Raw genomic sequence first — 24,224 nt, 5'->3', positions numbered from 1 at the left:
CTGGTCCCCGGGCAACTTGGTAGAAGACGCCACAGTCGCATCGCCGACAACGCGACTGTGGTTCTCCGTCCGAGGCGCGCCTGCTGGGGCTTCCTCCCGCGGTCCCGCGGCGTCACTGGACGGAACAGACGAGGAAGCGCGTGAAGGGGAGCCGTGCTTTCTCGTGGGTGACCCCCGCCGATGTTCGGAAACGATTTCCGGCGGGGGTCGCTGCTGCCCTTCCCCTACGGCGGCGCGGGTGTCAGTGACCGAACGCCTCCTGCAGCCACCAGGAACCCTCGTCACGCGTCGTCTTGGCGTCGATCACCATCGGCTGGTCCGGGGCGGCGAGCCAGTCGGCGAGCGGGGCCAGATCCTCCGGCGCCTTCACCGTCAGGGCCGCGCAGCCGTGGCCGCGGGCGAGCGCCGCGATGTCGGTGTCGGGGAACGTGACCGTGGACAGGTCCGCCGACTCGGCGGGGTTGCCGAAGTGGTGCACCTCCGCCCCGTACATGGCGTCGTTGTAGACCACCACCAGGAGCGGCAGTCCAAGACGCACGGCCGTCTCCAACTCCGATACGCCCATCAGGAATCCGCCGTCGCCGCAGGCCGCCACCGGGAGCCGCTCGGGCCGGGCGAGCGCCGCGCCGATCGCCGTCGACAGGCCGAGACCGATCGACTGGAACGCCTGCGTGAAGCACAGCCCGTACTGGTCGGGCACGTCGAGGTACATGCTCGGGTAGCCCATGAAGTTGCCCGAGTCGACGGCCACCGTACGCTCGGGCGGGAGCATGCCGTTGAGCGCGCGGGTGAGCGTACGCGGATCGACGCGGCCGTCACCTGTGCAGTCCTCGAACGGGACCTGGGGCCAACGGCCTTCGGCGGCAAGGCGCTTGGCGACCTCCGGTGTGCGGTAGCCGCCCCCCGCCGAGGTGTCCGTCAGGAGTGACGCGACATCGTTCGCGGTCTCCGTGACACCGCCCCACAGGCCCAGGTCGATGTCGCGGGTGCGGCCGAGGGCGTCGCGGTCGACGTCCACCTGGACCACCTTGGCGGCGTCCGAGATGAGTCGCCCGTGCCGCATGGTCCACATGTTCAGCGCGCAGCCCCAGCCCACGATCAGGTCGGCGCCCGAGATGAGCTCGGCGGCCAGCGGTGTGGAGAAACCACCCGCCACGTCCAGGCACCACTCCTCGCCCGGCCGCCCGTTGAAAAGCCCGCGCGCCACCGCCGACGTGGCGAGCAGCGCTCCCGTCCGCGAGGCGAGCGCCGCGATCGCCTCACCGGCCTCCCCGGACCGGGCACCGCGACCGGCCACGAACACCGGGCGCTCGGCGCGGCGCAGCAGCTCGGCGAAGTCCTCGGCGTCGGCGGCGGCCGGACGCGGCAGGCCGGGGGCCGGGCGGCGCCGAGGCGCCACCGCGTCCTCGGGCAGCGCCTCGTCCTGTACGTCGATGGGGACGTTGAGCACCACCGTGCGGCGCTCCTCGGCGCACAGCCGGAACGCGCGGGTCACGTCGTCCAGCGCCGTGCGCGCGGAGCGGACCCGCGCCGACACCGCCCCGACGCCCTCGGCGAGGGCCGGCTGGTCGACGTAGAAGTTCGAGGTCCGCTCCGTCGCCTCGGCCGTCACGACGAGCAGCGGCGTACGGCTCTTCGCGGCCTCGGCGACACCGGTGAGGGAGTTGGTGTAGCCGCAGCCCTGGTGCACGGTGAGGACGGTGACCTCGCCGCTGGTGCGGGCGTGGGCGTCCGCCATGACGGCGGCGCCGCCCTCGTGCCGCGCCGCGACGAAGCGCGCCCCCGCGGCCACGAGCGCGCCCGTGACATGAAAGTTGCCGCTTCCCACTACGCCGAACGCGGTGCGCACACCGAGCCGGTGGAGTTCGCGGCCGATGGCTTCCCGTACGAGCATGCTCACTTGCCTTCCGCGGCGGGCACCAGCGCCAGGACACGCGCGGGGCTGCCTGAGCCTCCGACGATGCGCAGCGGCGCGACCACGAGCACCGCGCCGACCGGGGGAAGCTCCCCGACGTTGCGCAGCTGTGTCACGCCGTACTTTCCGTTGCCGAGCATGAAGTGGTGGACGGGGAAGGGCGGTTCGAAGCGGAACGCCTGACCCGCGTCCGTGCCGACGGTCTCCACGCCGATCCCCACGATGCCGGTCTCCTCGGCCAGGTATCGGGCGCACTCGGGGGTGAGGCCGGGTGTGTGCGGGCCGTTGTCGTCGGCGTTGAGGAAGGCCGCCTGGTCGTCGGAGCGGGTGTCCCAACCGGTGCGGTACACCAGCCAGCCGCCCTTGGGCAGGGCGCCGTGCTCACGCTCCCACGCCTTGAGCTCGTCGAGGCTGAGGAGGTGGTCGGGGTCCTTGGCACACTCGGCCGACGTGTCCACGACCGCGGCGGGGCCCACGAGCCGCGTGGCCGGCACACTGCCCACGTCCTCCAGGTCACGGCCGGACGACCAGTGCACCGGGGCGTCGAAGTGTGTGCCCACGTGCTCGCCCGTGTGGATGTGGTTCTGGAGGGAGATCTCACCGGGATCGTCCCAGTCGTTCAGCCGCTCCAGCTCGAAGTGGGGTATCGGGTGCATCGGTTCGGGCAGCGGAAGGATCGGCGTCCCGGACGACAGCGGGGCGGTGAGATCGACCACGCGGAGCGAACCGTCGGCGAGCGAGGTGATCAGGTCGGTGGCGGCGGAGGTGTGCGGACGTGATGTCATGGCGGACATCATCGATCCTCCGGGCGCCGGAGCGATACCTCCCCCCACACGGAACACGGAAGTACGGAGAACCGGAATGAGCAACGAGCCCGCGTCCGCACCGGCCTCAGCAGCCACGTCCGTCTCGCGGGCGCTGCTGCTCCAAGAGTTCGGTGTGCTGCCGCGGCTCGTGGAACGGCCCGTCCCCGAGCCGGCGCCAGGACACACCCTCGTCCGTATGAAGGCGGCGACCGTCGCACACCTGGACCTGAACGTGCTCGACGGGCAGTTCGGCATCCTGCCCGAGCTGCCCTCCGTCCCCGGCACCCAGGGCAGCGGCGTCGTCCTCGCCTCCGCCACCCACCCCGAGGGCGCGCTCGTGCCCGGCTCCGCGAAGGCGATCCTCGCCGCCGACCTCTCGAAGGAGACCGTCGGCGGCACGGTCGACGTGCTGATCGACACGGTCGGCGGCGCCGTCCTGCGCGACGCGCTCGCCCTCGTCCGCCCCCGCGGCCGCGCCGCCCTCATCGGCTACACGGCGGGCCGCGAACTCACCCTCGACCTCGCGGACTTCCTCCTCGCGGACGTCGCCCTGCTCCCCGTCAACATGATCCACCGCGGCTCGGAGGTCGCCGCCGACGTCGACCGCCTTCTCCCGGACTTCGCCTCCGGCGCGCTGTCCCTTCCGTACGAGCGGTACGGCATGGACGAACTCGCCGAGGCGGTACGGCGGTTGCGCGCCGGTGAGGTCGTCGGGAGGGCGATTCTCGACCTCGGGTGAGTCCGGGACCTCGCGTGCGGCGTGAGGCCGGGGCGTCGGCGTTTCGAGAGGCCTCAGCCCATGCTCTTCGAGCCGTCCAGGGACTCGCGGATGATGTCGGCGTGGCCCGCGTGCTGCGCGGTCTCGGCGACGAGGTGCATCAGCACCCGGCGAACCGACCACTCCGCGCCCGGCTCGTTCCACGGGGCCTTCGGCAGCGCCCACCTGCGGTCCAGATCGGGCAGGGTCGCCACCAGCTCGTCGGTGCCGCGCGCGGCCTCCTCGTAGTCCGCCAGGACGCCGGCCAGCGTCTCCTCGGGCAGCAGCCGGAAGGTGTCCTCCCGGGCGGCCCAGTCCTTCTCGGTCATGGCCGTGAAGTCCGGCATGGCGGCGGCCCCTTCGAGGATGAAGCCCACCCACCCCTGCTCCACCCCGGTGACGTGCTTGATCAGACCGCCGAGACAGAGCTCGCTCGCCGTCGTCCGCTGCCGCGCCTGGTCGTCCGTCAGGTCCCGCGTGGTGAAGGTCAGGAAGTGCCGCTGCTTGGCCAGCGCCTCAAGAAGGTCGGCGCGTTCGCCGGTGACGGTGGGGGCGTTGGTGGTCGACTCGCTGGTGGTCATGGTGTCCGCCTCTCGCGGGGAGTACCCGCTTGGTGTTCGGTTCGGTCACAGTAGCCAGCAGGTAGGTCAGGTCGTGTCCTACTTCGTTCAGTTCATCCGTCCCCGGCCGTCCTGCTTCGTTGGCTTCATCCGTCCACGGCCGTCCGGCACGCCAGATGCAGGGCCAGGCGCTCGTCCGGATCCGCGAGGTCCACGCTCAGGAGCTGCTGTACGCGGGCGATGCGCGCCGCGACGGTGTTGCGGTGCACGCCGAGGATTGCGGCGGTCTCCGCCGTGGAGGACTCCGCGTCGAGGTACGCGGTGAGGGTGCGCACCAGGTCGCCGGGCTCGCCGGACAACGGATCCAGCAGGGAGCGGGCGGCCGGCTGGAAGGTGTCCGTGCGGGTCCAGGCGAGGAGGAGCTGGGCGAGGCCGAGGCGGTCCACGTGGAAGAAGCGGCCGCTCGCCTCCCGGCCCTGCGCAAGCCGCGCCGCGTCGGCCGCCTCGCCCAGGCTGCGGGCGATGCCGGCGGGACCCGGATGGGCGCGCCCCACCCCCACGTACGCGTGCAGCACCTCCGGCAGGCGGCGCTGCACGCGGCGCACGGCGGCGGCCTGACGCTCGATGTCGCCGGCCGACGGCTCCTGGTCGGCGCTCGTCCACGCGGACCAGCCGTCGCCCTGCTCGACGACCTGCGCGCCGAGCCGCTCCGCCGCGAAGGCGTCGGTGACCTCGGCGCGCAGCCCCGCCACGTCCACGTCGGGGCCTGTGCCGATGCGGATGCCGGTGTGCCAGCCGTCGAGGCGCCAGCCGAACTCGACCGCGTGCCGGCGCACCGCGTCCGGGATCTCGCCGCCCGCCGGGCGCAGCAACTCGCCCAGCAGGGAGGTGCGGTGGCGGGCGCTGCGCTCCAGGTCGAGCCGGAGCAGCGCAAGGCGTTCCCGTACGGCGCCCGATGCCACCTCCAGGGCGGCCGCCACCGCGTCGGCCTCGGGGGCAAGCCGGGCGGGCAGCCGCACGGCGAGGCGGGGGCGGGCGCGTTCGGTGCCGACGGGGTGGGTGAGGAGATGGGCGCCGCCGGGCAGGTCGAGCGGGCGGGGGAGCGGCGGCCCGGTCAACTGCCGTGCCACCGTGCCCTGTTCGGGGAGTGTCACGGTGGCCGGGTCGCCCGCCAGATGTCGGGCGTCCGCGGTGAGCAGGGCGACCGGGCGGTGCAGCAGCGCGCCCAGGTCGGCGAGCAGCGCGTCCACGGTCTCGTCCGCGCGGGCACACACCTGCGCGGTGCGCAGCGCCGACTCGGCGCGCAGCAGCCCCGGTTCAGCGGTCATCCGCTCCAGGGCGAGGTAGGAGGCGAGCGGGTCGGGGGAGCCGAGGACGGGCAGCCGCAGCCGCTCCGCGAGGAGCGTCGACGACATGCGCAGCGCCGTCACCCCGGGAACCAGCAGCGCCGCGACGCCCGCGCCGTGCGCACGGCGCAGCAGCGCGTCGAGCCGCCAGTCCCCGCGGTCCGCTCCGCCGAGCAGCACGAGGAGCCGGCCGGCGGTCTCCTCGGGGAGTGGGTGCGCCAAGTCCTTTGCCGCTACGGGGTGTTGGACGATGCGGGCGTCCTCGGGGCCCGCGAGGAGGGTGACATCGTGCCACGTGGGGTGGGCGAGCATCGCGGAGAGGGAGACACCATCGGGGGAACCACTTCGGGAGGTACCGGTCATGTCGCGGCCGCCTCGAATCCGACGACACCCGAGTCCAGGCCGAAGGAGCGCGGCGACACATACGGCTCCGTGTCAGGAAGCCGCCAGAACTCGGGGCCGGGGAGGGTCGCGGCAATGACCTCCTGGCCGGGCCTGACCCGGTCGATGGCCACGGGAAGCGCCGTGCGGCGGTCCAGGAGACAGATGACGTCGGGGACCGTCGTGGCGACCTCACCGTCGCACAGGGCGAGCAGGATCTCGTTCTCCGTCTCCAGGCGGACGACCGCGCCGGACCCGGCATCCGTAACCGTGACACTGCCCCGCCCGAAGCCCGTGCCCTCGCTGCGCGCGACCTCCCGGATCCGGCCCGCCGCGAGCACCCTGCAGCCGAGCGCGGCCTCCACGGCGTCCCTGTCCGGGCGGTGCGGGAGCTCGCTGTGCGCGCGGCCCAGGGCCAGGGCCCGGGTGAGGGAGCCGTGGACGCAGGCGTCGCGCACCTCGCTCAGTCGGACCGGGGCGAGGGCGAGTGCGGCCCAGCCGCCCGCCGCCGTGAGGAATCCGCGCACCGTGCGTTCCAGGCCGCGCGCGTCCGTGCGGTCCACCACCAGGATCTGGCCGCCCGGTTCGGCCAGCGCGCACGGGGTGACCGGGAGGCCGCGCACCGCCCAGCTGAGCTGGTCGAGGCGGGGGAGGGCGCGGCCCATCAGGTCGACGTCGACGACGGGGAGGCCGAGGTCGAGTGCGGCCAGCAGCACGGTGAGGGCGTTGGGGCCGCCCGCCTCCACGGCCATGAGTGCGTCGGGGGCGGGGCCGCCCGTCCAGCGGGCGACCGCGCCGACCGCCTCCCGGAACTCCTGGCCGTTCGGCAGCTTCTCGCTCAGTACGTTCACCGCGCCCACGACGCCGACCGGGACGATGACGGGGTCGTGGGGGCCGGCCTCGTGCCAGCCGGCCGTGCCGGTTTCGCCCAGTGAGCGGCGGAGCATCGAGGCGAATGCCGCGGCGTCGCCGCCTCCGCCGCAGCCGAGGACGTTCACGCCGGTGACCAGGGCGGGGACGTCTCCGCGGGTGATCGTGTGGGGCACGGGCCGATTGTCTCAGCGGGTGCACGGGTGTGCGCGGGCAGGCTGTGACTGTCGCCGCGTCGGCGTTGCGGCCGCGGGGCTCCGCCCCGGACCCCGCTGCTCAATCGCCGCAGGGGCTTGATTTGCCCACCCGCCGCAGGGGGAGCCTCAAGAAATGGGCAGGCGGTCCTCCACCGGACGGAACTCGTACGGGAGGCCGAAGCAGCTTGGGCCGAAGACGGCCAGGGCCTCCGGGGTGCGCATGATGGCCGGTGCCGCGATGCCGATCACCGTGACCCGCTGGCCGTAGCGGAGCGCCTCCGTGGTGATGGGTTCGCCCGTGTCCGCCTCCAGGACGCACACCAGGTCCGGGACCACGCAGATCGGCTCGCCGTCGAGGAGCGCCGCCAAGTGCTCGTTCTGGAAACGGAGTTCGAGGCCCGAGTCGCCCTCGAATGCCGCGAACGTGGCACGGCCCCGCGCGAAGCCGCCCTCCGTGCGGCGCTCCACATCGGTCACCTTGCCGCGGAACAGCACCCGCAGGTGACCGTAGATCGTGCCGCTCACCGCCTCGCCGAGCGCCTCCACCGGGTCGCGGTGCGCCTCGCGCGCCTCACGGACCGCACGGCCGAGGGACAGCGCGAGGGAGAGCGTGCGCGGCACCGCGGTGCGCTTGAGCTGCTCCCCGGTCATGGAGTACTCGGCGATCGCGGCGCCGCCGCCGAGCCCGACGGTGACCCGGCGGGCCAGGTCCTCCAGGCGCTTGGTGTCCGTGCCGGTGTCGAAGACACAGGTCTCGCCGTGTTCGCCGGCCATGGCGAGCGGCGAGGCCGGGATCCCGTAGACATGGAACGTCTCCATCTGGAGCTCGGGGAAGGCGCGGCCCATGCCGTCCGCGTCCACGACCGGGAGTCCCGTGCGGGCCGCGACGATCAGCGGGATGAGGGAGTTGCTGCCGCCGCACTCGATGGGCATCGTCGCGTCCGCCGTCCGCCCGGTGAGCCGTTCCAGGGCGCGCAGCGCGGCCACGGGCTCGTCGGCGCCGGGCAGCTTCTCGACCATCACGGTCGGCGCGCCCATGTTCGCGACCGGGATGACGAACGCGTCGTCGGCGACCTCGTCCGGGTCGAGGACGGTCACGGGGCCGTGCTCGCGCATCGCCTCGCGCACCAGCAGGCGGCCGATGGTCGGGTCGCCGCCGCCTCCGGTGCCGAGGATCGCGGCGCCGCGCGCCAGGTCGTCCAGCTGTTCGAGGCCCAGGGTCCAGCTCATGTGCTCGTGCTCTCCTTACGTGGGTGGGGGCGGGGCTCAGTCGACCTGTTGCAGGTCGCCCACGGCCTTGCAGCGGATACGGGTGGCGTTGCCCGGCAGATACGGGACGGGGACCTCGTCGAACTCGACGATGCGGACGCCGGCCGGGTTCGCGCCCGCCGCCACGGCCCGGTCGACCGCCTCCTGCCGCGCCTCGTCCAGCACGGCCTCGCGGCGCCCCGCGTCGATCGCGTAGACCCGGTCGACCTCGCCGCCGACCTGCGCGATGGCCGCACCGATCGCGTTCGCGACCGCGAAGTGGTCGGGGCGGTGGACGGTGCCGGAGCCCGGCAGGGTGTCCGGGAGGAGGACCGAGCCGCCGCCCACCGCGACCACCGGCAGCGGCTCGGGCGACGTCCGCATCGACTCGACCGCGCGCGCCACGTCGGCGGCGATCGTGTCGAGCGCCTCCTTCACCAGGCGTGCGTCGAGGTGGGCGACGGCCGAGCGGTCACCGATGTCGGTGAGTCCGGCCGCGACGGCGACGTCGGTGGCGGTCAGCGTGGAACCGCCGAACACCAGGGCGTCGTCGGTGAGCCGGTAGCCGACCGAGCGGGGGCCGACCGTGACCCGGCCGCCCTCCTCGACGACCAGCGAACCGCCGCCGATGCCGATGCTCTGCACATCCGGCATCCGGAAGTTGGTGCGCACCCCCGCCACGTCCACGGCCGTCCCCGCCTCACGCGGAAAGCCCTGCGTGAGCACACCGACATCGCTCGTCGTGCCGCCGACGTCGACGACCGCGCAGGTGTCGAGCCCGGACAGCACCGCGGCGCCGCGCATCGAGTTCGTCGGCCCCGAGGCGAACGTGGCGACCGGGTAGCGGCGCGCGAACTCCAGGTCCATCAACGTGCCGTCGTTCTGGCTCAGATACAGCGGCGCGGTGATACCGAACCCGGCGACCGCCCCGGCGAGCCCGTCGACGATCCCGGCGGCCAGCTCGCGCAGTGCCGCGTTCACGGCCGTCGCGTTCTCCCGCTCAAGCAGGCCGATGCGACCGATCTCGTGGGACAGCGAGAGGGCCACGTCCGGGCCAAGCTCGGCACGGAGGAGCTCCGCCGCGCGCACCTCGAACTCGTCGCTGACCGGCGAGAACACCGAGGAGATCGCCACCGACCTGATGCCGTGGGCGGCCATGTCGGCGGCGTGCCGGCGCAGCTCGTCCTCGTTCAGGTCGGCGATCTTCCGCCCGTCGAACTCGTGCCCGCCGTGCGCCAGGTACGGCCGCCCGGCAATGGCCCGCGTCAGGCGCTCGGGCCAGTCCACGAACGGGGGCAGCGCCGACGTCGCCGGCAGGCCGAGCCGGAGCGCCGCCGTCGGGGCGAGGCCGCGGGCCTCGACGAGCGCGTTGAGGAAGTGGGTGGTGCCGATCATCACGGCGCCGACCGCCGCCGCGTCGAAGGCGTGCTGCGCGTGCAGCGCCTTGAGCGCGGACACGATGCCCGACGTGACGTCCTGGCTGGTCGCGGACTTGGTGGTGGCGAGCACCCGCGGTCCTTCGAGCAGGACGGCGTCGGTGTTGGTGCCGCCGACATCGATTCCGATACGCACGGAACTCTCTCCTTAGCGGGAATCGCCGCTGGAGGCGGCGGAGACGTGAGGGGTCTGGGAGGCGGGGGAGCCGTCGTCGCTCGCGACGGCCCGGGTCTCATCGGACACCGGCGCACCGGCTCCCATGTCGCGGGACACACCGACGCCGCGGATCAGGCCGAGCCGGCCCAGGACGACGTAGGCGACGAACGCGAAGGCGACCGAGTTGATGCTGGGCAGGCCCCAGTCGACGAATTCACCGACGCAGAAGGCGAGCACCCACACGACGAGCGTCGCCGGGACCCAGGTCGGCGCGGTCGCGGGCAGCGTGCCCGAGGCCCGCGAGGCCTCCAGGTCGCCGCGCCACCGCTTGACCACGAAGTATTCGGCGATCATCACGCCCGCGATGGGCGGGAAGGCGACGCCGAGCAGCGTCAGGAAGTCGGCGAACCGGTCGAGGATGCCGGCCGCCGCGAGCAGGCTGCCGACGACGCCGAGGAGGACGGTGACGGTGGCGCGGTTGACCTTGCGGCCGAAGACCGACTCGATGAAGTTCACGACGCCGAGGCCGGAGCTGTAGAGGTTCCAGTCGTTGATCTTCAGCGCGCCCATGATGACGACGAGGGTGCCGACCCAGCCGACCGAGGACACGGCGATCGCGGTCACGTCGGCGGACCGGGTGGCGTGCGCGAGGAGCACTCCGGCGAGCCCGACCACGTACTCACCGAGCGAGATGCCCACCACGGTCTGCTTGACGACGTCGGCGGTGGACCGGTTGAAGCGGGTCATGTCCGGCGTGATGATGGCGCCCGCGATGGCGCCGCCAGCCACCAGCGTCGTGCCCTGGACGAGGGAGAGCTGCGGGCCGGGCGGCGCGGAGGCGACGAGGTGCCCGATGTCGTACCGGACCAGCTCGTGCACCGTCGACCAGCCCACGAGCAGCAGGAACGCGGGCACGGTGACGTACGCCGCCCAGTTCATGGAGCCGAAGCCCCACAGCACGACGGCCGTCACACCGAGCCCGAACAGCACCGACCACACGGGCGCGGGGAACACCCCGACGAGCCCGGCGAGCGCGTCCGCGGATATCGCCGACTGGATGCCGAACCAGCCGATGAGGCTCAGCGCGATCGCGAGCCCGATCAGCGAGGATCCGACGCGCCCGAACCCGGTCCAGCGCGCGAGCACGGACGTCGGAAGCCCTTCTCGTACGCCGATGATCCCGATGAAGATCGAGAGCACCTCGACGATCACCGAGCCGAGCGTGAGCGCCCAGAACGCCGTCCAGAAGTCCATCCCGAAGCCCAGCGTCGCGCCGAGCACGAACTGGCTGAGCCCGGAGATCTGCCCGAAACGCTGGAGGGCTACGGACCACCAGCTGTAACGAGCGGTGGTGGGCACTCTGGTCAGGGCGTGGTCGTCCACCCCGACGGCGCGTGCGGCGGCCATCGAACCTCCAAGCGACTGCGGTTGCCCGCACGCTACGGCGGCCGCCGAAGCGGCGGGATGGGCGCAGTGCCTGGTGGGACGGAGGTGACTGTGCAGAGTGCATGGGGAGCAGGGTCAGGGGCGGCGCCCCGTGCAGCCCACGATGCGGTCCATGAGCGGCGCGTCGGAGGGTGTCTCGACCGGCGGCCCCCACAGCTCCGGCAGGGGCGCCGCCGTCACGAAGCCGGAGACGTGGTCGAGGCAGGCGCGCAGAGTCTCCTCGGGCAGGTCGAAGGGCTGCCCGGTGGCCCGGGCGAGGTCCCAGCCGTGCACCACCATCTCGGTGAGCGCGACCTTTCCCCACGTGTCGTTCGGCAGCGTGAACCCCGGCCCCTCCGTCTCGCCCCGCCAGGCCTCCGGGTCGTCCCAGGCCTCGCCGAGCGCCCGCACGCTCTTCGCCGTGCTCTCCCGCCCGTCGCCCGGCTCCGCGGTCAGGGGCGCCTCCTTGCGGGCGAAGCCGGTGAACGCGCGCGCCGCATCGTCGACGTGGGCGATGAGCTCGCGCACGGAGTACTCGGAACAGGGCGTGGGCAAGGACAGCTGCTCGTCGCTCACACTGGTCAGTACGTCGGTCATCCGGTCGCAGGCCGGCTTCAGATCGATCACGGAAAGTCCTCCTCGGGTGGCATGCCGTGGTGATACTGGTGCAGACCGCGCCCAGGGCCCGAACTCATCGGCGCACCCGGCGTGTTGTGTGTGAGGCTGGGGCCATGGATGACACGGATGGCGAGCTCCGCGACAGGCTGCAGACCGACCGCCCGCACTCCGCCCGGGTGTGGAACTACCTGCTGGGCGGCAAGGACAACTATCCCGTCGACAGTGAGGTCGGCGAGGCCATCCTCGCCACGTTCCCCGAGTTCGCCACCGTCGCCCGGCTGCAGCGGCAGTTCCTCGTGCGCGCGGTGCGGTACCTGGCGGGCGAGGCCGGAATCCGGCAGTTCCTCGACGTCGGCACCGGCCTGCCCACGGCCGACAACACGCACGAGGTGGCCCAGCGCATCGCGCCGGACAGCCGGATCGTGTACGTCGACAACGACCCGCTGGTGCTGACCCACGCGCGGGCCCTGCTCACCAGTACCCCCGAGGGGGTCTGCGCCTATCTGGACGCCGATGTGCGGGACCCGGAGCGGATCCTGGCCCAGGCGCGCGAGACCCTGGACTTCGACCGTCCGATCGGTCTCACCCTGCTCAGCATCATGGGGCAGCTGTCCGACGACGATCACCCCGCCGAGGTGGTGTCCACGCTGCTCGACGCGCTGCCGCCCGGCAGCTACTTGGCCCTGACGGACGGCACGAACACCAACGACGCGCTCAACAGGGCGGTCGACGGCTACAACCAGCAGTCGGTGCACACCTACCACCTGCGGGCACCGGAGCGGATCGCCGCGTTCTTCGACGGGCTCGACCTCGTCGAACCGGGAGTCGTCAACACGTCGGCCTGGCGCCCGGACACCGACGCCCCGCGGCCCGAGGCGTCGGCGGTCGAGGCGGCGGTGTGCGGGGTGGCGCGCAAGGCGTGAAGGCGCCCCTGGAGGTGGGGCCTTACTTGCGCTCCACCTCCACGAAGGCCAGCGGAGCCGGGCCCGCGTTGACCACCTCGTGCTCACTGCCCGCCGAACGCGCGTAGGAGCGCCCCGAGTGCAGCTCGTTGCGCGTGACCGTGCCGTCCGGAGCGATGACATCGGTCCGGCCGTCCGTCACCGGGACCACGACATAGTCGTACTCGTGCACGTGGCGGCCGGTGCTCTGCCCCGGCTCGAAGTCCCAGCGGGTGACCCGCGTGCGCTCGTCCTCGTGCTGCACGGTGGCGCGGGCGGTGGTGGTCATGGTCGACATCGCTTTCGTCGGGGTGGAACAGTAGCGGCGGGGGATCGCCGCAGGTGGCAGGCTAACCGGATCAGACAGCGAAGAGCTGCTCGAGGTCGGCGAAGGCCTTGAACTCCAGCGCGTTGCCCGCCGGGTCGAGGAAGAACATCGTCCACTGCTCGCCCGGTTCGCCCTGGAAGCGCACATAGGGCTCGATCACGAAGTCCGTACCGGCGGCCGTGAGACGCTCGGCGAGGCGCTGGAACTCCGGCACCGGCAGCACCAGGCCGAAGTGCGGCACCGGCACCTCGTGCCCGTCGACCGGGTTGGTGCCCGCGCGCCGCTCGCGGGGTGTCCCGTCGCCGACCTGGTGGGTGACCACTTGGTGGCCCCCGAAGTTCCAGTCGATCCACCGGGTGTCCGAGCGTCCCTCGGCGACGCCGAGCACCTTGCCGTAGAAGTCGCGGGCGGCCGCGAGGTCGTCGACCGGGATGGCGAGATGGAAGGGTGCCAGCGGCATCGGGAACTCCTTGTGCGGTGGGTGAGTCGGGGCCGTCAGATCCCTGTCCCGGTGGGCGAGCCGGTATGCGTGGGAGCGGTGCGCGGGTGGAGCGGTTGACTCAGCGCATCGCGGCCGGCTCCTCGTCCTGACCGTCCCGGGTGTCCGCCGCTCCCGGCCGGGGCGCGGGCACCGACACCAGTGGCGGCTCCGTGACACACGGGCGGGACCGGGCCAGGGCGCTGAGGCCGAAGGCGAGCGCCGCGTTCAACACCACCGTGAGCAGGCCTGCGTTGATCCCGCCGAGGTCGGGCTCCACCACGTAAAGCACCAGGGACGCGGCGACCCCCGCGATCATGCCGGTCGCCACCGCCCACGCCCGCACCCGGCGGAAGAACAGCAGGGCGAACCAGCCGGGGATGAGCTGGCCGAGCAGGTAGTACGTCAGGTTGAGCACGGTCAGCATCAGCGACGACGCCGTCAGTGTCAGGACGGCGGCCGCCACCAGGAACACCGCGACGGCCAGCGTCGTCCACCGGCGCTGGGCCTCCGGGCGCAGATTCGGTGCGAGGTTGCGGGAGACGATGCCGCCGATCGACAGTGCCGTCACCGCGAGCACCAGCACCCCGGACAGGCCCGCGCCGCCCGCGACCACACCCACCAGCCAGTCGGGCAGCACGTCACGGACGACCTCCATGAACACCGTGTTGGGATCGGCGACATGCTTGCCCGCCGTGTACGCAAAGTAGGCCGTGGCCACCAGGAACGGGTACATCAGCATGTACGACGGCATCCACACCGTCGACGACTTGATGGCCCGCTCGGAGCGCGCGGTGAAGATGTAGCCCGCGGAGAAGCCCAGATAGAAGGTGACCGCCTGGAAGACGATGGTGGTCAGCGCGAACACCATCGGGCTGCCCGACATGGTGACCTGCGCGCGCGGCACGGCCGCCGGACCGGTGACCGCCTCGAGGCCACCACCCGCGACGAGCGCGGCGACACCGGCGGCCACCACACCCAGCACCATGAGCCCGTCCTTGAGGATGGACACGAACGCCGGTGACCGCACCCCGGACACGGCGACGTACAGGAACGCCATCACGCCCGCGAGGATCACCGCCTGCACCGGCGTGATCGGCAGCCCGAGCGCCGTAAGCACCACCTGCATGCCGATGAACTGGTACTGGCCCCACGGAACCAGCGCCACCAACAGGGCGAGCGCCGTGATGAGTTCGAGGCCGCGGCTGCGGAAGTGGCGGCCGAACACGTCGGGGATGGTCATCGCGTCGTAGCGGACACCGGCCCGCCAGATCAGCGGCGCCACGTAGTAGCCGAGCGGATAGGCCAGCAGGATGTAGCCGAGGAACCAGACGCCGTAGCTCGCGCCCTTGGCGTAGATCCCGGCCGGGAAGCCGATCATCGTGCCGATGCTGTAGACCTCGCCGACCGCGAGGAAGTACAGCAGCCACGGTGGGAACGAGCGGCCGCCGACCAGGTACTCGCTGATGGACACCTTGCGGATGCCGCGCCGGGCGCTGAACGCCACGAGGACCGAGAGCACCATGATGACGAAGAAGACGGTGGCGATCACCGGGACACCTCTTCCGATTCCGAGGCGTTGGGTGTGTCCTCGGGGTAGTGCTTCCGGTCCATCCGCCACGCCAGCTTCAGACACAGCGTCGTCAGCGGGAAGCAGGCGAACACCCACAGGAACAGCAGCGGGATGCCCGCCACGTACACATCCGTGTTCGCCAGCAGTGGCATGACCACGAGGAGCGCGAACGCGGGGACGCCGAGGCCGAGCCACAGGCTGCGCGGCAGCCGGCGGGTGGGTTCGGTCGGTGGTGAACTCATCGCGTGCCTCCGGGGGTTCGCTCCCAGGCGACGTCGCCGCCGATGACCGTCGCCTCGACCGTCAGATCGCGCAGGCTGCGCTCGCCACCGGCCGTCGGGTCCTCGGACAGCACCGTGACATCGGCCAGCTTGCCCGGCTCCAGGGTTCCCTTGCGGTCCTCCTCGAAGGCCAGCTTCGCGGCCTCGCTGGTGTAGGCGCGCAGCGCGGTCTCCGCGTCGACCCGCTGCTCGGGCCCCAGTTGGTGGCCGTCGCGGGTCATCCGGTCGACCGCGCACCACATGCCCTCCAGCGGCGGCACCGGCACCACGGGTGTGTCCGAGTGCAGGCCGAACGTGACACCGTGGCGGCGGGCCGAGGCCAACGGGTCGATGCGGGCCGCCCGTTCGGGGCCGAGGAAGCGGTCGCGGTGCCGGTCGCCCCAGTAGTAGACGTGCTTGACGAAGAACGAGGCGTGCACGCCCGCCCGCGCCATGTCCGCGAGCTGCTGCTCACCGGCCATCTGGCAGTGCTCGATGCGGTGGCGCCGGTCCGCGGACTCCGGGTCGAGGCCGAGCTTCTGGTACGCGTCGAGAATGGCCTGGATGGCACCGTCGCCGTTGCCGTGCACGGCGACCTGCCAGCCCGCCTCGTGCAGCGTCGCGATCCGCCGGGACAGATCGTCCGGCGGGAAGATCAGCAGCCCGTGCTTGTCCGGGGCGCACGCGTAGCCGTCCGACACACACCCGGTCAGGCCCTGGATCGAGCCGTCCGCCCACATCTTGACGCCGGCCACCCGGAACTCGTCGTCGCCGAGCCCGGCGACGGCCGACTCCACCGGGCTGAGTCGGCCCTCTGCCAGCTCCGGGAACAGGTCCTGTACGAGATACGCCTGGACGCGGTTGCGGAACCGGCCGGTGAGCCGGGCCCTGCGGTAGGTGTCCAGTTCACCGGGCCCGCCCATCAGGCCGAGCCCGGTGTCGTGCACGGTGGTGACACCGGCCTCCAGGTACGCGTCACCGGCCCGGCCGATCGCGTCGGCCAGGTCGTCCACGCCCGGGTGCGGCATGCCCGCGTACGCGGCGAACGCGGCGGTCTCCGCGAGGACGCCGGTCGGCTCGCCCTTCGCGTCGCGGACGATGGCGCCACCGACCGGGTCGGGAGTGTCCCGGTCGATGCCCAGGCGCCCGAGGGCCGCCGAGTTGAGCACACAGAAGTGGCCCGAGATGTGCTGCAGACACACCGGATGGTGCGGGGATACCGGGTCCAGGTCGGTGCGGGTGGGGTGCCGGTCGTCGGCGAGGAGCGTGTCGTCGTAGCGGTAGCCGCGGATCCACTCGCCGCGCTCGGTGTGCCCGGCGGCCTGCTCCACGCGGGCCACGATGTCGGCGATCCGGTCGTTCGGCGGGCTGCCCGCGTCGACCTCCGCGGCGAGGGTCAGACCGAAGAACGTGGGGTGGTTGTGGGTCTCGATGAACCCCGGCACGGCGCACTGCCCGCGCAGATCGCGCAGCGTGGTCGCGGGCCCCGCGAGGGACAGGACGTCGGCGTCCGAGCCGACGGCGAGCACCTTGCCGTCGCGGGCCGCGAGGGCCGTACCGGTGTGCCCGGCGCGGTCCAGGGTGCGCACGGTGCCGCCGTACAGGATCGTGTCGGCTGCGTGCAGGGGATCGGCGGGGCGGGGGAGCGAGCTCGGCACGGATGATCACCACCAGGGGAGAGGGGGCGGAGGGCGGGGCGCCCGCACCTCTCGCGGGCGCCCCGGACGTGCGGGTATGACTACAGCGATCAGACGTAGTCCCGGTACTTGTCGAGGTGCCTGACCGGCTTCGACAGGGCGTCGCGGCGGAACGGATCGCCCAGCTCACGGGTGGTCATGACCTCGATGACGGTGGTGCGTCCCTCGTTCATCTGCGCCTCGACCGCCTTGCTCAGCGCCGGGCCGACGTCCTCGAGCCGGTCCACGATCACGCCGTCGGCGCCCATCGCCTGGGCGATCCCGGCGAAGGACTCGCTCTCCAACTCGCCCGCGACGAACCGGCGGTCGTAGAAATCGACCTGGTTCTTCTTCTCGGCGCCCCATTGGCGGTTGTGGAAGACGACGGCGGTGACCGGGATGTCGTGCCGCACCGCCGTCATGATCTCGCCCATGCTCATGCCCCACGCGCCGTCGCCCGCGTAGGCGACCGCGGGGCGTTCGGGTGCGGCCAGCTTGGCGCCGATGATCGTCGGCAGCGCGTAGCCGCAGTTGCCGAAGGACATCGGGGCGAAAAAGGACCGTGGTTCCTCGAAGCGGAGATAGCTGTGGGCGATCGAGTTGATGTTGCCGATGTCGGTGGAGACCATCACGCGCTCCGGCAGTGCCTTCTCCAGTTCGCGCAGCACCTGACGGGGGTGCAGCCAGGAGCCGTCCTCGCCGTCCTGTTCGGCGATCATGTCGATGCTGTACGGGTCCGTCTCGTGGATCCAGCCGTCCAGCTCCTTCTCCCAGGCGTCCTTCTCCGCCTGGACGGTCGCCGAACGCCGGGCGCGGGTCTGCTCGCAGACGAGGTCACGGCCGTCGAGCCGCTGCACCAGGGACTGCGCCGCGGCTCCCGCGTCCCCGCAGATCCCGACCTCGATCTTCTTGACGAGACCCAGCATGCGGTGGTCCGCGTCGATCTGGATGATCTTGGCGTCCTTCGGCCAGTACTCCATCCCGTACTGCGGCAGCGTGCCGAACGGGCCGAGCCGGGTGCCGAGCGCGACCACCACATCGGCTTGCGCGAGCAGCTTCATGCCCGCCTTGGAGCCCTGGTAGCCGAGCGGCCCGCACCACAGCGGGTGGCTCGCCGGGAACGAGTCGTTGTGCTGGTACGAGTTGACGACCGGCGCGCCGAGCCGCTCGGCCAGCGCCTTGCACTGCTCGACCGCGTCTCCCATGACCACACCGCCACCGGAGATGATCACCGGGAACTCGGCCTCGGCGAGCAGCCGCGCCGCCTCCTCCAGGCTGCGCTCGCCGCCCGGCCCCCGGTCGAGGCGTGACGGGCGCGGAATCTCGGCCTCGATGTCCCCGTAGAAGTGGTCGCGCGGGATGTTGAGCTGTGTCGGACCCATCTCGCTCATCGCCCGGTCGAAGGCGCGGCCTGTCAGCTCCGCCATCCGGCGCGGATTGTTCACGTGCGCCTGGTACTTGGTGAACTCCTCGAACATCGGGAGCTGGTTGGTCTCCTGGAAGCCACCGAGCCCCATGCCCATCGTGCCCGCCTCGGGCGTGACCACGACGACGGGGGAGTGCGCCCAGTACGCCGCCGCGATCGCCGTGACGCAGTTGGAGATCCCCGGCCCGTTCTGGCCGATCACCACGCCGTGCCGGCCGCTTGCCCTGGAGTAGCCGTCCGCCATGTGGCCCGCGCCCTGCTCGTGCACGACCGGGATCAGCTGGATGCCGGCCGGCGCGAAGATGTCCATCGCGTCCATGAAGGCCGAACCCATGATGCCGAAGATGTCCGTGACGCCGTGCGAGACCAAGGTCTCGACGAACGACTCGGAAGGGGTCATCCGCTGCACGCCGGCGGCCACCTGACGGCCGTCCTCGGTCGTGAACTGGGGCTGGGACGTGTTGCTTGCCGTGGACTCGGTCATGGAATTTCCACCCTTCGACGTGCTGTCGGTGCTGGTGCGGGGTGGCGCAAGTTCGGTGGGGGAGAGCAGATTCCGGGATCCGGTACGTGGTGTTCCCGAAAGCGGGACACGTCGAGGACCGTAGAGCGGGCGTCTCGGCACCGTCAACCGTGCGTACCGAAATCCGGGACGTGCTGCTACGTTCAGTGGCCCGGCAACCTGCCCTCCCCAAAGGGGAGTTGAGGATGGTGCACATGGAGGACGCGACCCCGGCCCTGCGCCTGTTCGCCCTGCTGGAACACATCGCCCGCACCGACCGCCTGGTCACGCTGACCGAGCTGGTCGCCGAGACCGGCCTGCCCAAGCCGACCGTGCACCGGATGCTGCAGCAGCTGGAGGGCGCGGGCCTCCTCGACCGCCAGGGCGACGGCCGCCGCTACGGCGCGGGCGGGCGGCTCCGCACGTTCGCCGAGGACCTGCTCAGCCACGGCACCCACCACGCGGCCCGGCACGCGGTGCTGCGCCACCTCGTCGACGAGATCGGCGAGACCTGCAATCTGACCGCGCCGGCAGGACCGGAGGTCGTCTACCTCGACCGTGTCGAGACCCCGGAGCCGCTGCGGTTCGCCCTGCGGCCCGGCTCCCGCGTCCCGGTGCACTGCAGCGCCAGCGGAAAGCTGATCCTCGCGTTCCTGCCCGCCGCCCAGCGCCGCAAGATCCTCACCGCGGCCCCGCTGAAGGCGTTCACCGCGCGCACCCGCACCGACCCCGAAGCCCTGGAGGCCGAGCTCGACCAGGTGCGCAGGGACGGATTCGCCCTGGACGACGAGGAGTTCCTGCCCGGCCTGGTCTGTGCCGCCGTGCCCGTGCCCCGCGGTCCGGGTGCGGACCCGGTGGCGTCGCGGGTGCGCCAGTGCGTGGCACTCCAGGCGCCCGTCGTACGGGTCAGTGTGGAGCGGGCCGTGGAGCTGGTGCCGGTGCTGCGGCGGGCGGCCGAGCGGATCGCGCGGGTCGAGGCGGACTGAGCGTCGCGGGCCGGTTGTGCCGGACCGAGTGTCACCGCGGCAGCAGCTCGCGTACGACGTCGCCGAGGATCGCGATTCCGGGCTCGATCACATCGGCCCGTGGCGCCGCGAAACCGACCCTGAAGTGCCGCAGCGTGTCAGGGTCGGGACCACCCAGGAAGAGGATGTCACCACGCTCGATCAGCACACCCCGCTCGCGCGCACGCCGCACCAACTCCCGGCAGTCGAGCCCCTCCGGCCCCGACATCCACAGGCTGACCCCGCCCGGAGCCGGTGAACTAGGCCACGGCAGCGCGTCGTTCACCGCGTCCCGCATGAGTCGCCACTTCGCGCCGAGGCGTGCCCGGCTGCGGCGTACGGCCCACTGGTAGTCGCCCGACTCGATCAACAGGCCCAGCGCCCGTTGCAGATGGCCGGGAGGGTGCCGTACGGAGTACCGGCGCAAGTCCCGCAGATGTGCGACGAGTTCGGCCGACCCGACCAGGTAGCCGAGCCGGAGCCCCGGCGCGAGGAACTTGGAGAACGTGCCCAGGTACACCACCTGCCCCGTCGTGTCCTGCGACTTGAGGGCGGGAGTCGGGCTGCCCTCGTAGCGGAACTCGCTGTCGTAGTCGTCCTCCACGACTACCGTGCCCGCCTCCCGCGCCGCAGCGAGCAGCGTGCGCCGCCGCTCCGGGCCCAACGTCACATTGGTCGGGTGGTGGTGACTCGGCGTCACATGCAGCAAGGTGGCGCCCGCCAGCGAGGCGGGCGGCCGCAGCCCGTCCCCGTCGACCGGCAGCGGCCGCAGCTCGGCGCCCGCCCGCAGGAAGATGTGCCGCGCGTCCAGATACCCGGGGTCCTCCACCGCCGCCACCGTGCCGGGCCCCAGCAGCGCCCGGCCGAGGAGATCGAGGCCCTGCTGCGAACCGACCGTGACCAGCACCTCGTCCGCCTCCGCCGCCACACCGCGTGCGGGCAGAAGATGCGAACGGACCATCTCGACCAGCAAGGGATCGTCGTCCGCCACGCAGTCCTGCAACGACCACGCGGCGTGCGGCCGGTCGAGCGCCCGGTTCAGGGCGCGTGCCCAGGCGCGGGCCGGGAAGGCCCGCGTGTCGACCTGGCCCGCGGGAAACGGATACGGGTAGCGCGCCCAGTCGTGGTGCTTCTCGATGTGCGGAAGCCGGTCGCCTTCGCGCCCGCGCAGCCGCCCCGACCAGTCGAAGGCGTGCTCCCGCGGGGGCGCGGCATCCGGCTCCGGACGGAGCGGCATCCGCGGATTGACGAACAGCCCGGACCGGGCCCGGCTCTCCACGAAGCCTTCGGCCACCAGTTCCTCGTACGCGGCGGTGACCGTGTTCCGTGACACCCCCAACTCCTGGGCGAGGAGCCGCGAGGACGGCAGCCGGCCGCCCGCGTCGAGCCGCCCCGTCGCGATGCCGTGCTCGATGGCCTGCCGCACCTGCCGGTACAGCGGCTCCCCGCGGCCCCGCTCGATCTCGATCAACGTACGTGGCATGTACCGCCTCCGTCTCGCCGTCGGCCTGGCACCCTCAGCGTGCACGCAACTGGACCTGTCGCGGTCGCCGTCCCGTTCGGCACGGTAGCCGTGGTGGCCCCGAACGCACGAGGGTGCGCGGCGTACGCCACCTTCCACGCAGGCTCAGTCCCGACGTAGCAGCCTCCACCCCAACTCGTGTCGAGCGCGCCAACCCACGCCTGTCGCCACCGCGTCCGCCCCGCATTCAGGGCCGGTCCAGAGGGGAGTCGAACCGTGAGGATCGGTATTCCGCGAGAAGTGAAGAACAACGAGTTCCGCGTCGCCCTGACCCCCGCAGGGGTCCACGAACTGACCGCACACGGCCACACCGTCACCGTCGAAGCCGGTGCGGGAACCGGTTCCGCACTGCCCGACGCCGACTACGCCGAGGCCGGCGCCCGCGTCCTGCCGGCGGCCGACGACGTGTGGGCCGAGGCAGACCTGGTCCTGAAGGTGAAGGAGCCGGTGGCGGATGAGTACCACCGGCTCAGCCCCGACCAGGTCCTCTTCACCTACCTCCACCTCGCCGCGTCCCGTGCGTGCACACAGGCGCTGCTCGACGCGGGCACCACCGGCGTCGCCTACGAGACGGTGCAGGCTGCGGACGGCTCGTTGCCGCTGCTCTTCCCGATGTCCGAGGTCGCGGGTCGGCTCGCGCCGCAGGTCGGGGCGTACCACCTGATGCGGGGCGGTGGCGGGCGCGGCGTGCTGACCGGCGGTGTCTCCGGCACCCGCCCGGCCCGCGTCGTCGTCATCGGCGCCGGAGTCGCGGGTATGAACGCCGTCGCCGTCGCCACCGGCATGTGGGCGGACGTCGTGCTGCTTGACACCGACCTGAACAAGCTGCGCGCCGCCGACCGGATGTACCAGGGCCGCATCACCACCCTCGCCTCGAACCGGCTCGCCCTCGAACAGGCCGTGCTCGACGCCGACCTGGTGATCGGAGCCGTCCTCGTCCCCGGCGCCAAGGCCCCCCGCCTCGTGAGCAACGACCTCGTCGCCCGCATGAAGCCCGGCGCCGTACTCGTCGACATCTCCGTCGACCAGGGCGGCTGCTTCGAGGACACCCGGCCCACCACCCACGCCGACCCCGTGTACCGGGTCCACGACACGCTCTTCTACTGCGTCGCCAACATGCCCGGCGCCGTCCCGCACACCTCGACCCACGCCCTCACCAACGTCACGCTGCCCTACGTCCAGGCCATCGCCGACCACGGACTGCGCGCGGCGGCGGCCGCCGACCCGGCGCTGAAGCGGGGCATCAACACGCTCGGCGGGCGGCTCACCTACCGCCCGGTGGCCGAGGCCCACGACATGAAGCACGTCGACGTCGACCAAGCCCTGCTGTGAACACACCAAGGCGTACGTGAACGTGACCGCGCATGTGAACGTGACCGCGAAGGAGCGCACCGTGCCCCAGGACCCCACCCTGCGTGCCAAGGCCCAGCGTCACCTCGGCCCGCACTTCACCCGCAAGGACAGCTGGTACGACACCCCGCCGCCGGTCTACGTGTGCGGCGACGGCTGCTACCTCTACGACGACGAGGGCAGGCGCCATCTCGACGGCCTGTCCGGTCTGTTCTGCGTGAACATCGGCCACGGCCGCGGCGACGTGGTGGCCGCGGGTGCCAAGCAGATGGAGACCCTCGCGTACTCCACCAACTGGGGCGCGGCCCACCCGCCGGCCATCGAGGCGGCGACCCTGATCGCCGAACTCGCTCCGGGCGACCTGGACGTGACGTACTTCGTCAACTCCGGTTCGGAGGCGGTCGAGACGGCCATCAAGTTCGCCCGCCAGTACCACCGCTCGCAGGGCGAACCGCAACGTACGAAGATCATCAGCCGGTCGATGGCGTACCACGGTGTCACCCTCGGCGCCCTCTCCGTCACCGGCCTCCCCAAGATCCGCGAACCCTTCGGTCCGTTGCTCCCGGGCATCCGGCACGTCCCCAACACCCTTGGCTTCACCGGTGATTGTGGCCCGGCCGGGGAACTCGACTGCGTCCGCGCCATCGAGCAGGCCATCGCCGAGGAAGGCCCGGAGACGGTCGCCGCGGTCTTCGCCGAACCCGTGCAGAACGGCCGCGGCGCCCTCGTCCCGCCCGAAGGCTACTGGCGCGAACTGCGCCGCATCTGCGACGAGCACGGCATCCTGCTCGTCGCCGACGAGGTCATCTGCTCCTTCGGCCGGCTCGGCCACTGGTTCGGCAGCGCGGCCGAGGGCGTCGTCCCCGACCTGATCACCTTCGCCAAGGGAGCCACCTCGGGCTACGCCCCGCTCGGCGGCGCCATCGTCCGCGAGCCCTTGGTGCGCGGCCTGTACGACTCACCGCTCGGCGGCACCTTCACGCACGGCGCGACCTGGGGCGGGCACCCGGTGTCCACGGCCGTCGCCGTCGCGAACATCGGCGCCATGCGCGACGAGAACATCCCCGGCAACGTACGGGACCTCGGCCCGACGCTGCGCGCCGGACTCGACGAGATCGCGGCACGCCACCCGGTCGTCGCCGACGTCCGCGGCACCGGCTTCTTCTACGCGGTCGAGTTCACGGCCGACCGGGTCAGCGGCCGGGAGCTGACCGACGAGCAGTCGACGCGGATCCTGCGCGAGGTGCTGCCGGACGCGATGCGCCGCACCGGGGTGATCCTTCGGCCCGACGACCGCGGCGCGACGATGCTGATGGTGGCTCCGCCGCTGGTCGCGGACCGGGCGGTGCTCGGCGAACTCCTCGAAGGCGTCGACGAGATGGTGGCTTCAGTCGCCCGCGCCGTGGCCTGAAACGCCGTTCGTTTCGACCGTGTGAACGGTTCGTTGA

General features: G+C 72.1%; 21 protein-coding genes. 5 read left to right on the top strand and 16 right to left on the bottom strand.

What is annotated here, in order from left to right; translation table 11 throughout:
* Positions 1-241 precede the first annotated feature (241 nt).
* Both ACIRHA_RS14730 and ACIRHA_RS14725 read right to left on the bottom strand, forming a co-directional pair.
* A complete protein-coding gene (locus ACIRHA_RS14730) occupies positions 242-1,894 on the bottom strand; it encodes a thiamine pyrophosphate-binding protein (RefSeq protein WP_403844725.1) in 1,653 nt (550 codons plus the stop codon).
* 2 nt (positions 1,895-1,896) lie between these two features.
* Entirely contained in the window at positions 1,897-2,700 is an 804-nt protein-coding gene (locus ACIRHA_RS14725; RefSeq protein WP_403844722.1) for a cyclase family protein, read from the bottom strand.
* A gap of 76 nt (positions 2,701-2,776) precedes the next feature.
* On the opposite strand from ACIRHA_RS14725, the gene ACIRHA_RS14720 reads away from it, so the two are divergent.
* Complete coding sequence (locus ACIRHA_RS14720) at positions 2,777-3,460, top strand: zinc-binding dehydrogenase (RefSeq protein WP_403844721.1); 684 nt, start codon at positions 2,777-2,779, stop codon at positions 3,458-3,460.
* Between the two features lie 53 nt (positions 3,461-3,513).
* Here the strand turns inward: ACIRHA_RS14720 and ACIRHA_RS14715 are convergent, their stop codons facing one another.
* The 7 genes from ACIRHA_RS14715 to ACIRHA_RS14685 all read right to left on the bottom strand — a co-directional run bounded on the left by ACIRHA_RS14715 (position 3,514) and on the right by ACIRHA_RS14685 (position 11,725).
* Positions 3,514-4,059, bottom strand: coding sequence for a DinB family protein (locus ACIRHA_RS14715; RefSeq protein WP_403844718.1), 546 nt, complete (start codon positions 4,057-4,059; stop codon positions 3,514-3,516).
* A 125-nt stretch (positions 4,060-4,184) separates the two neighbouring features.
* On the bottom strand, positions 4,185-5,747 hold the full coding sequence (locus ACIRHA_RS14710) for a PucR family transcriptional regulator (protein WP_403844715.1): 1,563 nt from the start codon (positions 5,745-5,747) through the stop codon (positions 4,185-4,187).
* Positions 5,744-6,811, bottom strand: coding sequence for a DUF917 domain-containing protein (locus ACIRHA_RS14705; RefSeq protein ID WP_403844713.1), 1,068 nt, complete (start codon positions 6,809-6,811; stop codon positions 5,744-5,746). Before ACIRHA_RS14705 ends, ACIRHA_RS14710 begins: the two co-directional genes overlap by 4 nt.
* A 147-nt stretch (positions 6,812-6,958) precedes the next feature.
* Entirely contained in the window at positions 6,959-8,062 is a 1,104-nt protein-coding gene (locus ACIRHA_RS14700) for a DUF917 domain-containing protein (protein ID WP_403844711.1), read from the bottom strand.
* A 36-nt stretch (positions 8,063-8,098) separates the two neighbouring features.
* A complete protein-coding gene (locus ACIRHA_RS14695) occupies positions 8,099-9,652 on the bottom strand; it encodes a hydantoinase/oxoprolinase N-terminal domain-containing protein (protein WP_403844709.1) in 1,554 nt (517 codons plus the stop codon).
* A 12-nt stretch (positions 9,653-9,664) separates the two neighbouring features.
* Positions 9,665-11,080, bottom strand: a complete 1,416-nt coding sequence (locus ACIRHA_RS14690; protein WP_403844707.1) for a purine-cytosine permease family protein — start codon at positions 11,078-11,080, stop codon at positions 9,665-9,667.
* A 114-nt stretch (positions 11,081-11,194) separates the two neighbouring features.
* Positions 11,195-11,725 (bottom strand): TIGR03086 family metal-binding protein, encoded by a 531-nt coding sequence (locus ACIRHA_RS14685; protein ID WP_403844706.1) that lies wholly within the window; start codon positions 11,723-11,725, stop codon positions 11,195-11,197.
* Positions 11,726-11,829: 104 nt separating this feature from the next.
* Here ACIRHA_RS14685 and ACIRHA_RS14680 point away from each other — a divergent pair, with 104 nt between their 5' ends.
* Complete coding sequence (locus tag ACIRHA_RS14680; RefSeq protein WP_403844704.1) at positions 11,830-12,639, top strand: SAM-dependent methyltransferase; 810 nt, start codon at positions 11,830-11,832, stop codon at positions 12,637-12,639.
* 22 nt (positions 12,640-12,661) lie between these two features.
* Here ACIRHA_RS14680 and ACIRHA_RS14675 read toward each other — a convergent pair whose 3' ends face one another.
* From ACIRHA_RS14675 to xsc, 6 genes are all read right to left on the bottom strand, one after another.
* The gene (locus tag ACIRHA_RS14675; protein ID WP_403844701.1) at positions 12,662-12,946 is read right to left on the bottom strand and encodes a cupin domain-containing protein; all 285 of its coding nucleotides are present in this window, start codon (positions 12,944-12,946) and stop codon (positions 12,662-12,664) included.
* A gap of 70 nt (positions 12,947-13,016) precedes the next feature.
* Positions 13,017-13,445: a VOC family protein gene (locus ACIRHA_RS14670; RefSeq protein ID WP_403844698.1), complete on the bottom strand. Its 429-nt coding sequence runs from the start codon at positions 13,443-13,445 to the stop codon at positions 13,017-13,019.
* A gap of 100 nt (positions 13,446-13,545) precedes the next feature.
* Positions 13,546-15,015 carry a sodium:solute symporter gene (locus tag ACIRHA_RS14665; RefSeq protein WP_403844695.1) on the bottom strand — a complete coding sequence of 490 codons (1,470 nt, stop codon included), beginning with the start codon at positions 15,013-15,015 and terminating at the stop codon, positions 13,546-13,548.
* Positions 15,012-15,278: a DUF3311 domain-containing protein gene (locus ACIRHA_RS14660; RefSeq protein ID WP_403844693.1), complete on the bottom strand. Its 267-nt coding sequence runs from the start codon at positions 15,276-15,278 to the stop codon at positions 15,012-15,014. The genes ACIRHA_RS14665 and ACIRHA_RS14660 overlap by 4 nt, the downstream gene beginning before the upstream one ends.
* Positions 15,275-16,954: an amidohydrolase gene (locus ACIRHA_RS14655; RefSeq protein ID WP_403844690.1), complete on the bottom strand. Its 1,680-nt coding sequence runs from the start codon at positions 16,952-16,954 to the stop codon at positions 15,275-15,277. The genes ACIRHA_RS14660 and ACIRHA_RS14655 overlap by 4 nt, the downstream gene beginning before the upstream one ends.
* 89 nt (positions 16,955-17,043) lie before the next feature.
* Complete coding sequence (xsc, locus tag ACIRHA_RS14650; protein WP_403844688.1) at positions 17,044-18,882, bottom strand: sulfoacetaldehyde acetyltransferase; 1,839 nt, start codon at positions 18,880-18,882, stop codon at positions 17,044-17,046.
* A gap of 233 nt (positions 18,883-19,115) precedes the next feature.
* Between xsc and ACIRHA_RS14645 the strand changes: the two genes are divergently transcribed.
* The gene (locus ACIRHA_RS14645) at positions 19,116-19,886 is read left to right on the top strand and encodes an IclR family transcriptional regulator (protein ID WP_403844686.1); all 771 of its coding nucleotides are present in this window, start codon (positions 19,116-19,118) and stop codon (positions 19,884-19,886) included.
* 31 nt (positions 19,887-19,917) lie between these two features.
* On the opposite strand, the gene ACIRHA_RS14640 is transcribed toward ACIRHA_RS14645, so the two are convergent.
* Entirely contained in the window at positions 19,918-21,387 is a 1,470-nt protein-coding gene (locus tag ACIRHA_RS14640; protein ID WP_403844684.1) for a PLP-dependent aminotransferase family protein, read from the bottom strand.
* 255 nt (positions 21,388-21,642) lie between these two features.
* Here ACIRHA_RS14640 and ald point away from each other — a divergent pair, with 255 nt between their 5' ends.
* Complete coding sequence (gene ald / locus ACIRHA_RS14635) at positions 21,643-22,758, top strand: alanine dehydrogenase (RefSeq protein ID WP_403844681.1); 1,116 nt, start codon at positions 21,643-21,645, stop codon at positions 22,756-22,758.
* Positions 22,759-22,780: 22 nt separating this feature from the next.
* Positions 22,781-24,187 (top strand): aspartate aminotransferase family protein, encoded by a 1,407-nt coding sequence (locus tag ACIRHA_RS14630; RefSeq protein WP_403844678.1) that lies wholly within the window; start codon positions 22,781-22,783, stop codon positions 24,185-24,187.
* Positions 24,188-24,224 lie beyond the last annotated feature (37 nt).

It is taken from the genome of Streptomyces sp. NPDC102360 (genome assembly GCF_044766085.1).
In the GTDB taxonomy this organism is placed as follows: domain Bacteria; phylum Actinomycetota; class Actinomycetes; order Streptomycetales; family Streptomycetaceae; genus Streptomyces.
This window is presented reverse-complemented; position numbering and strand designations above follow the sequence as displayed.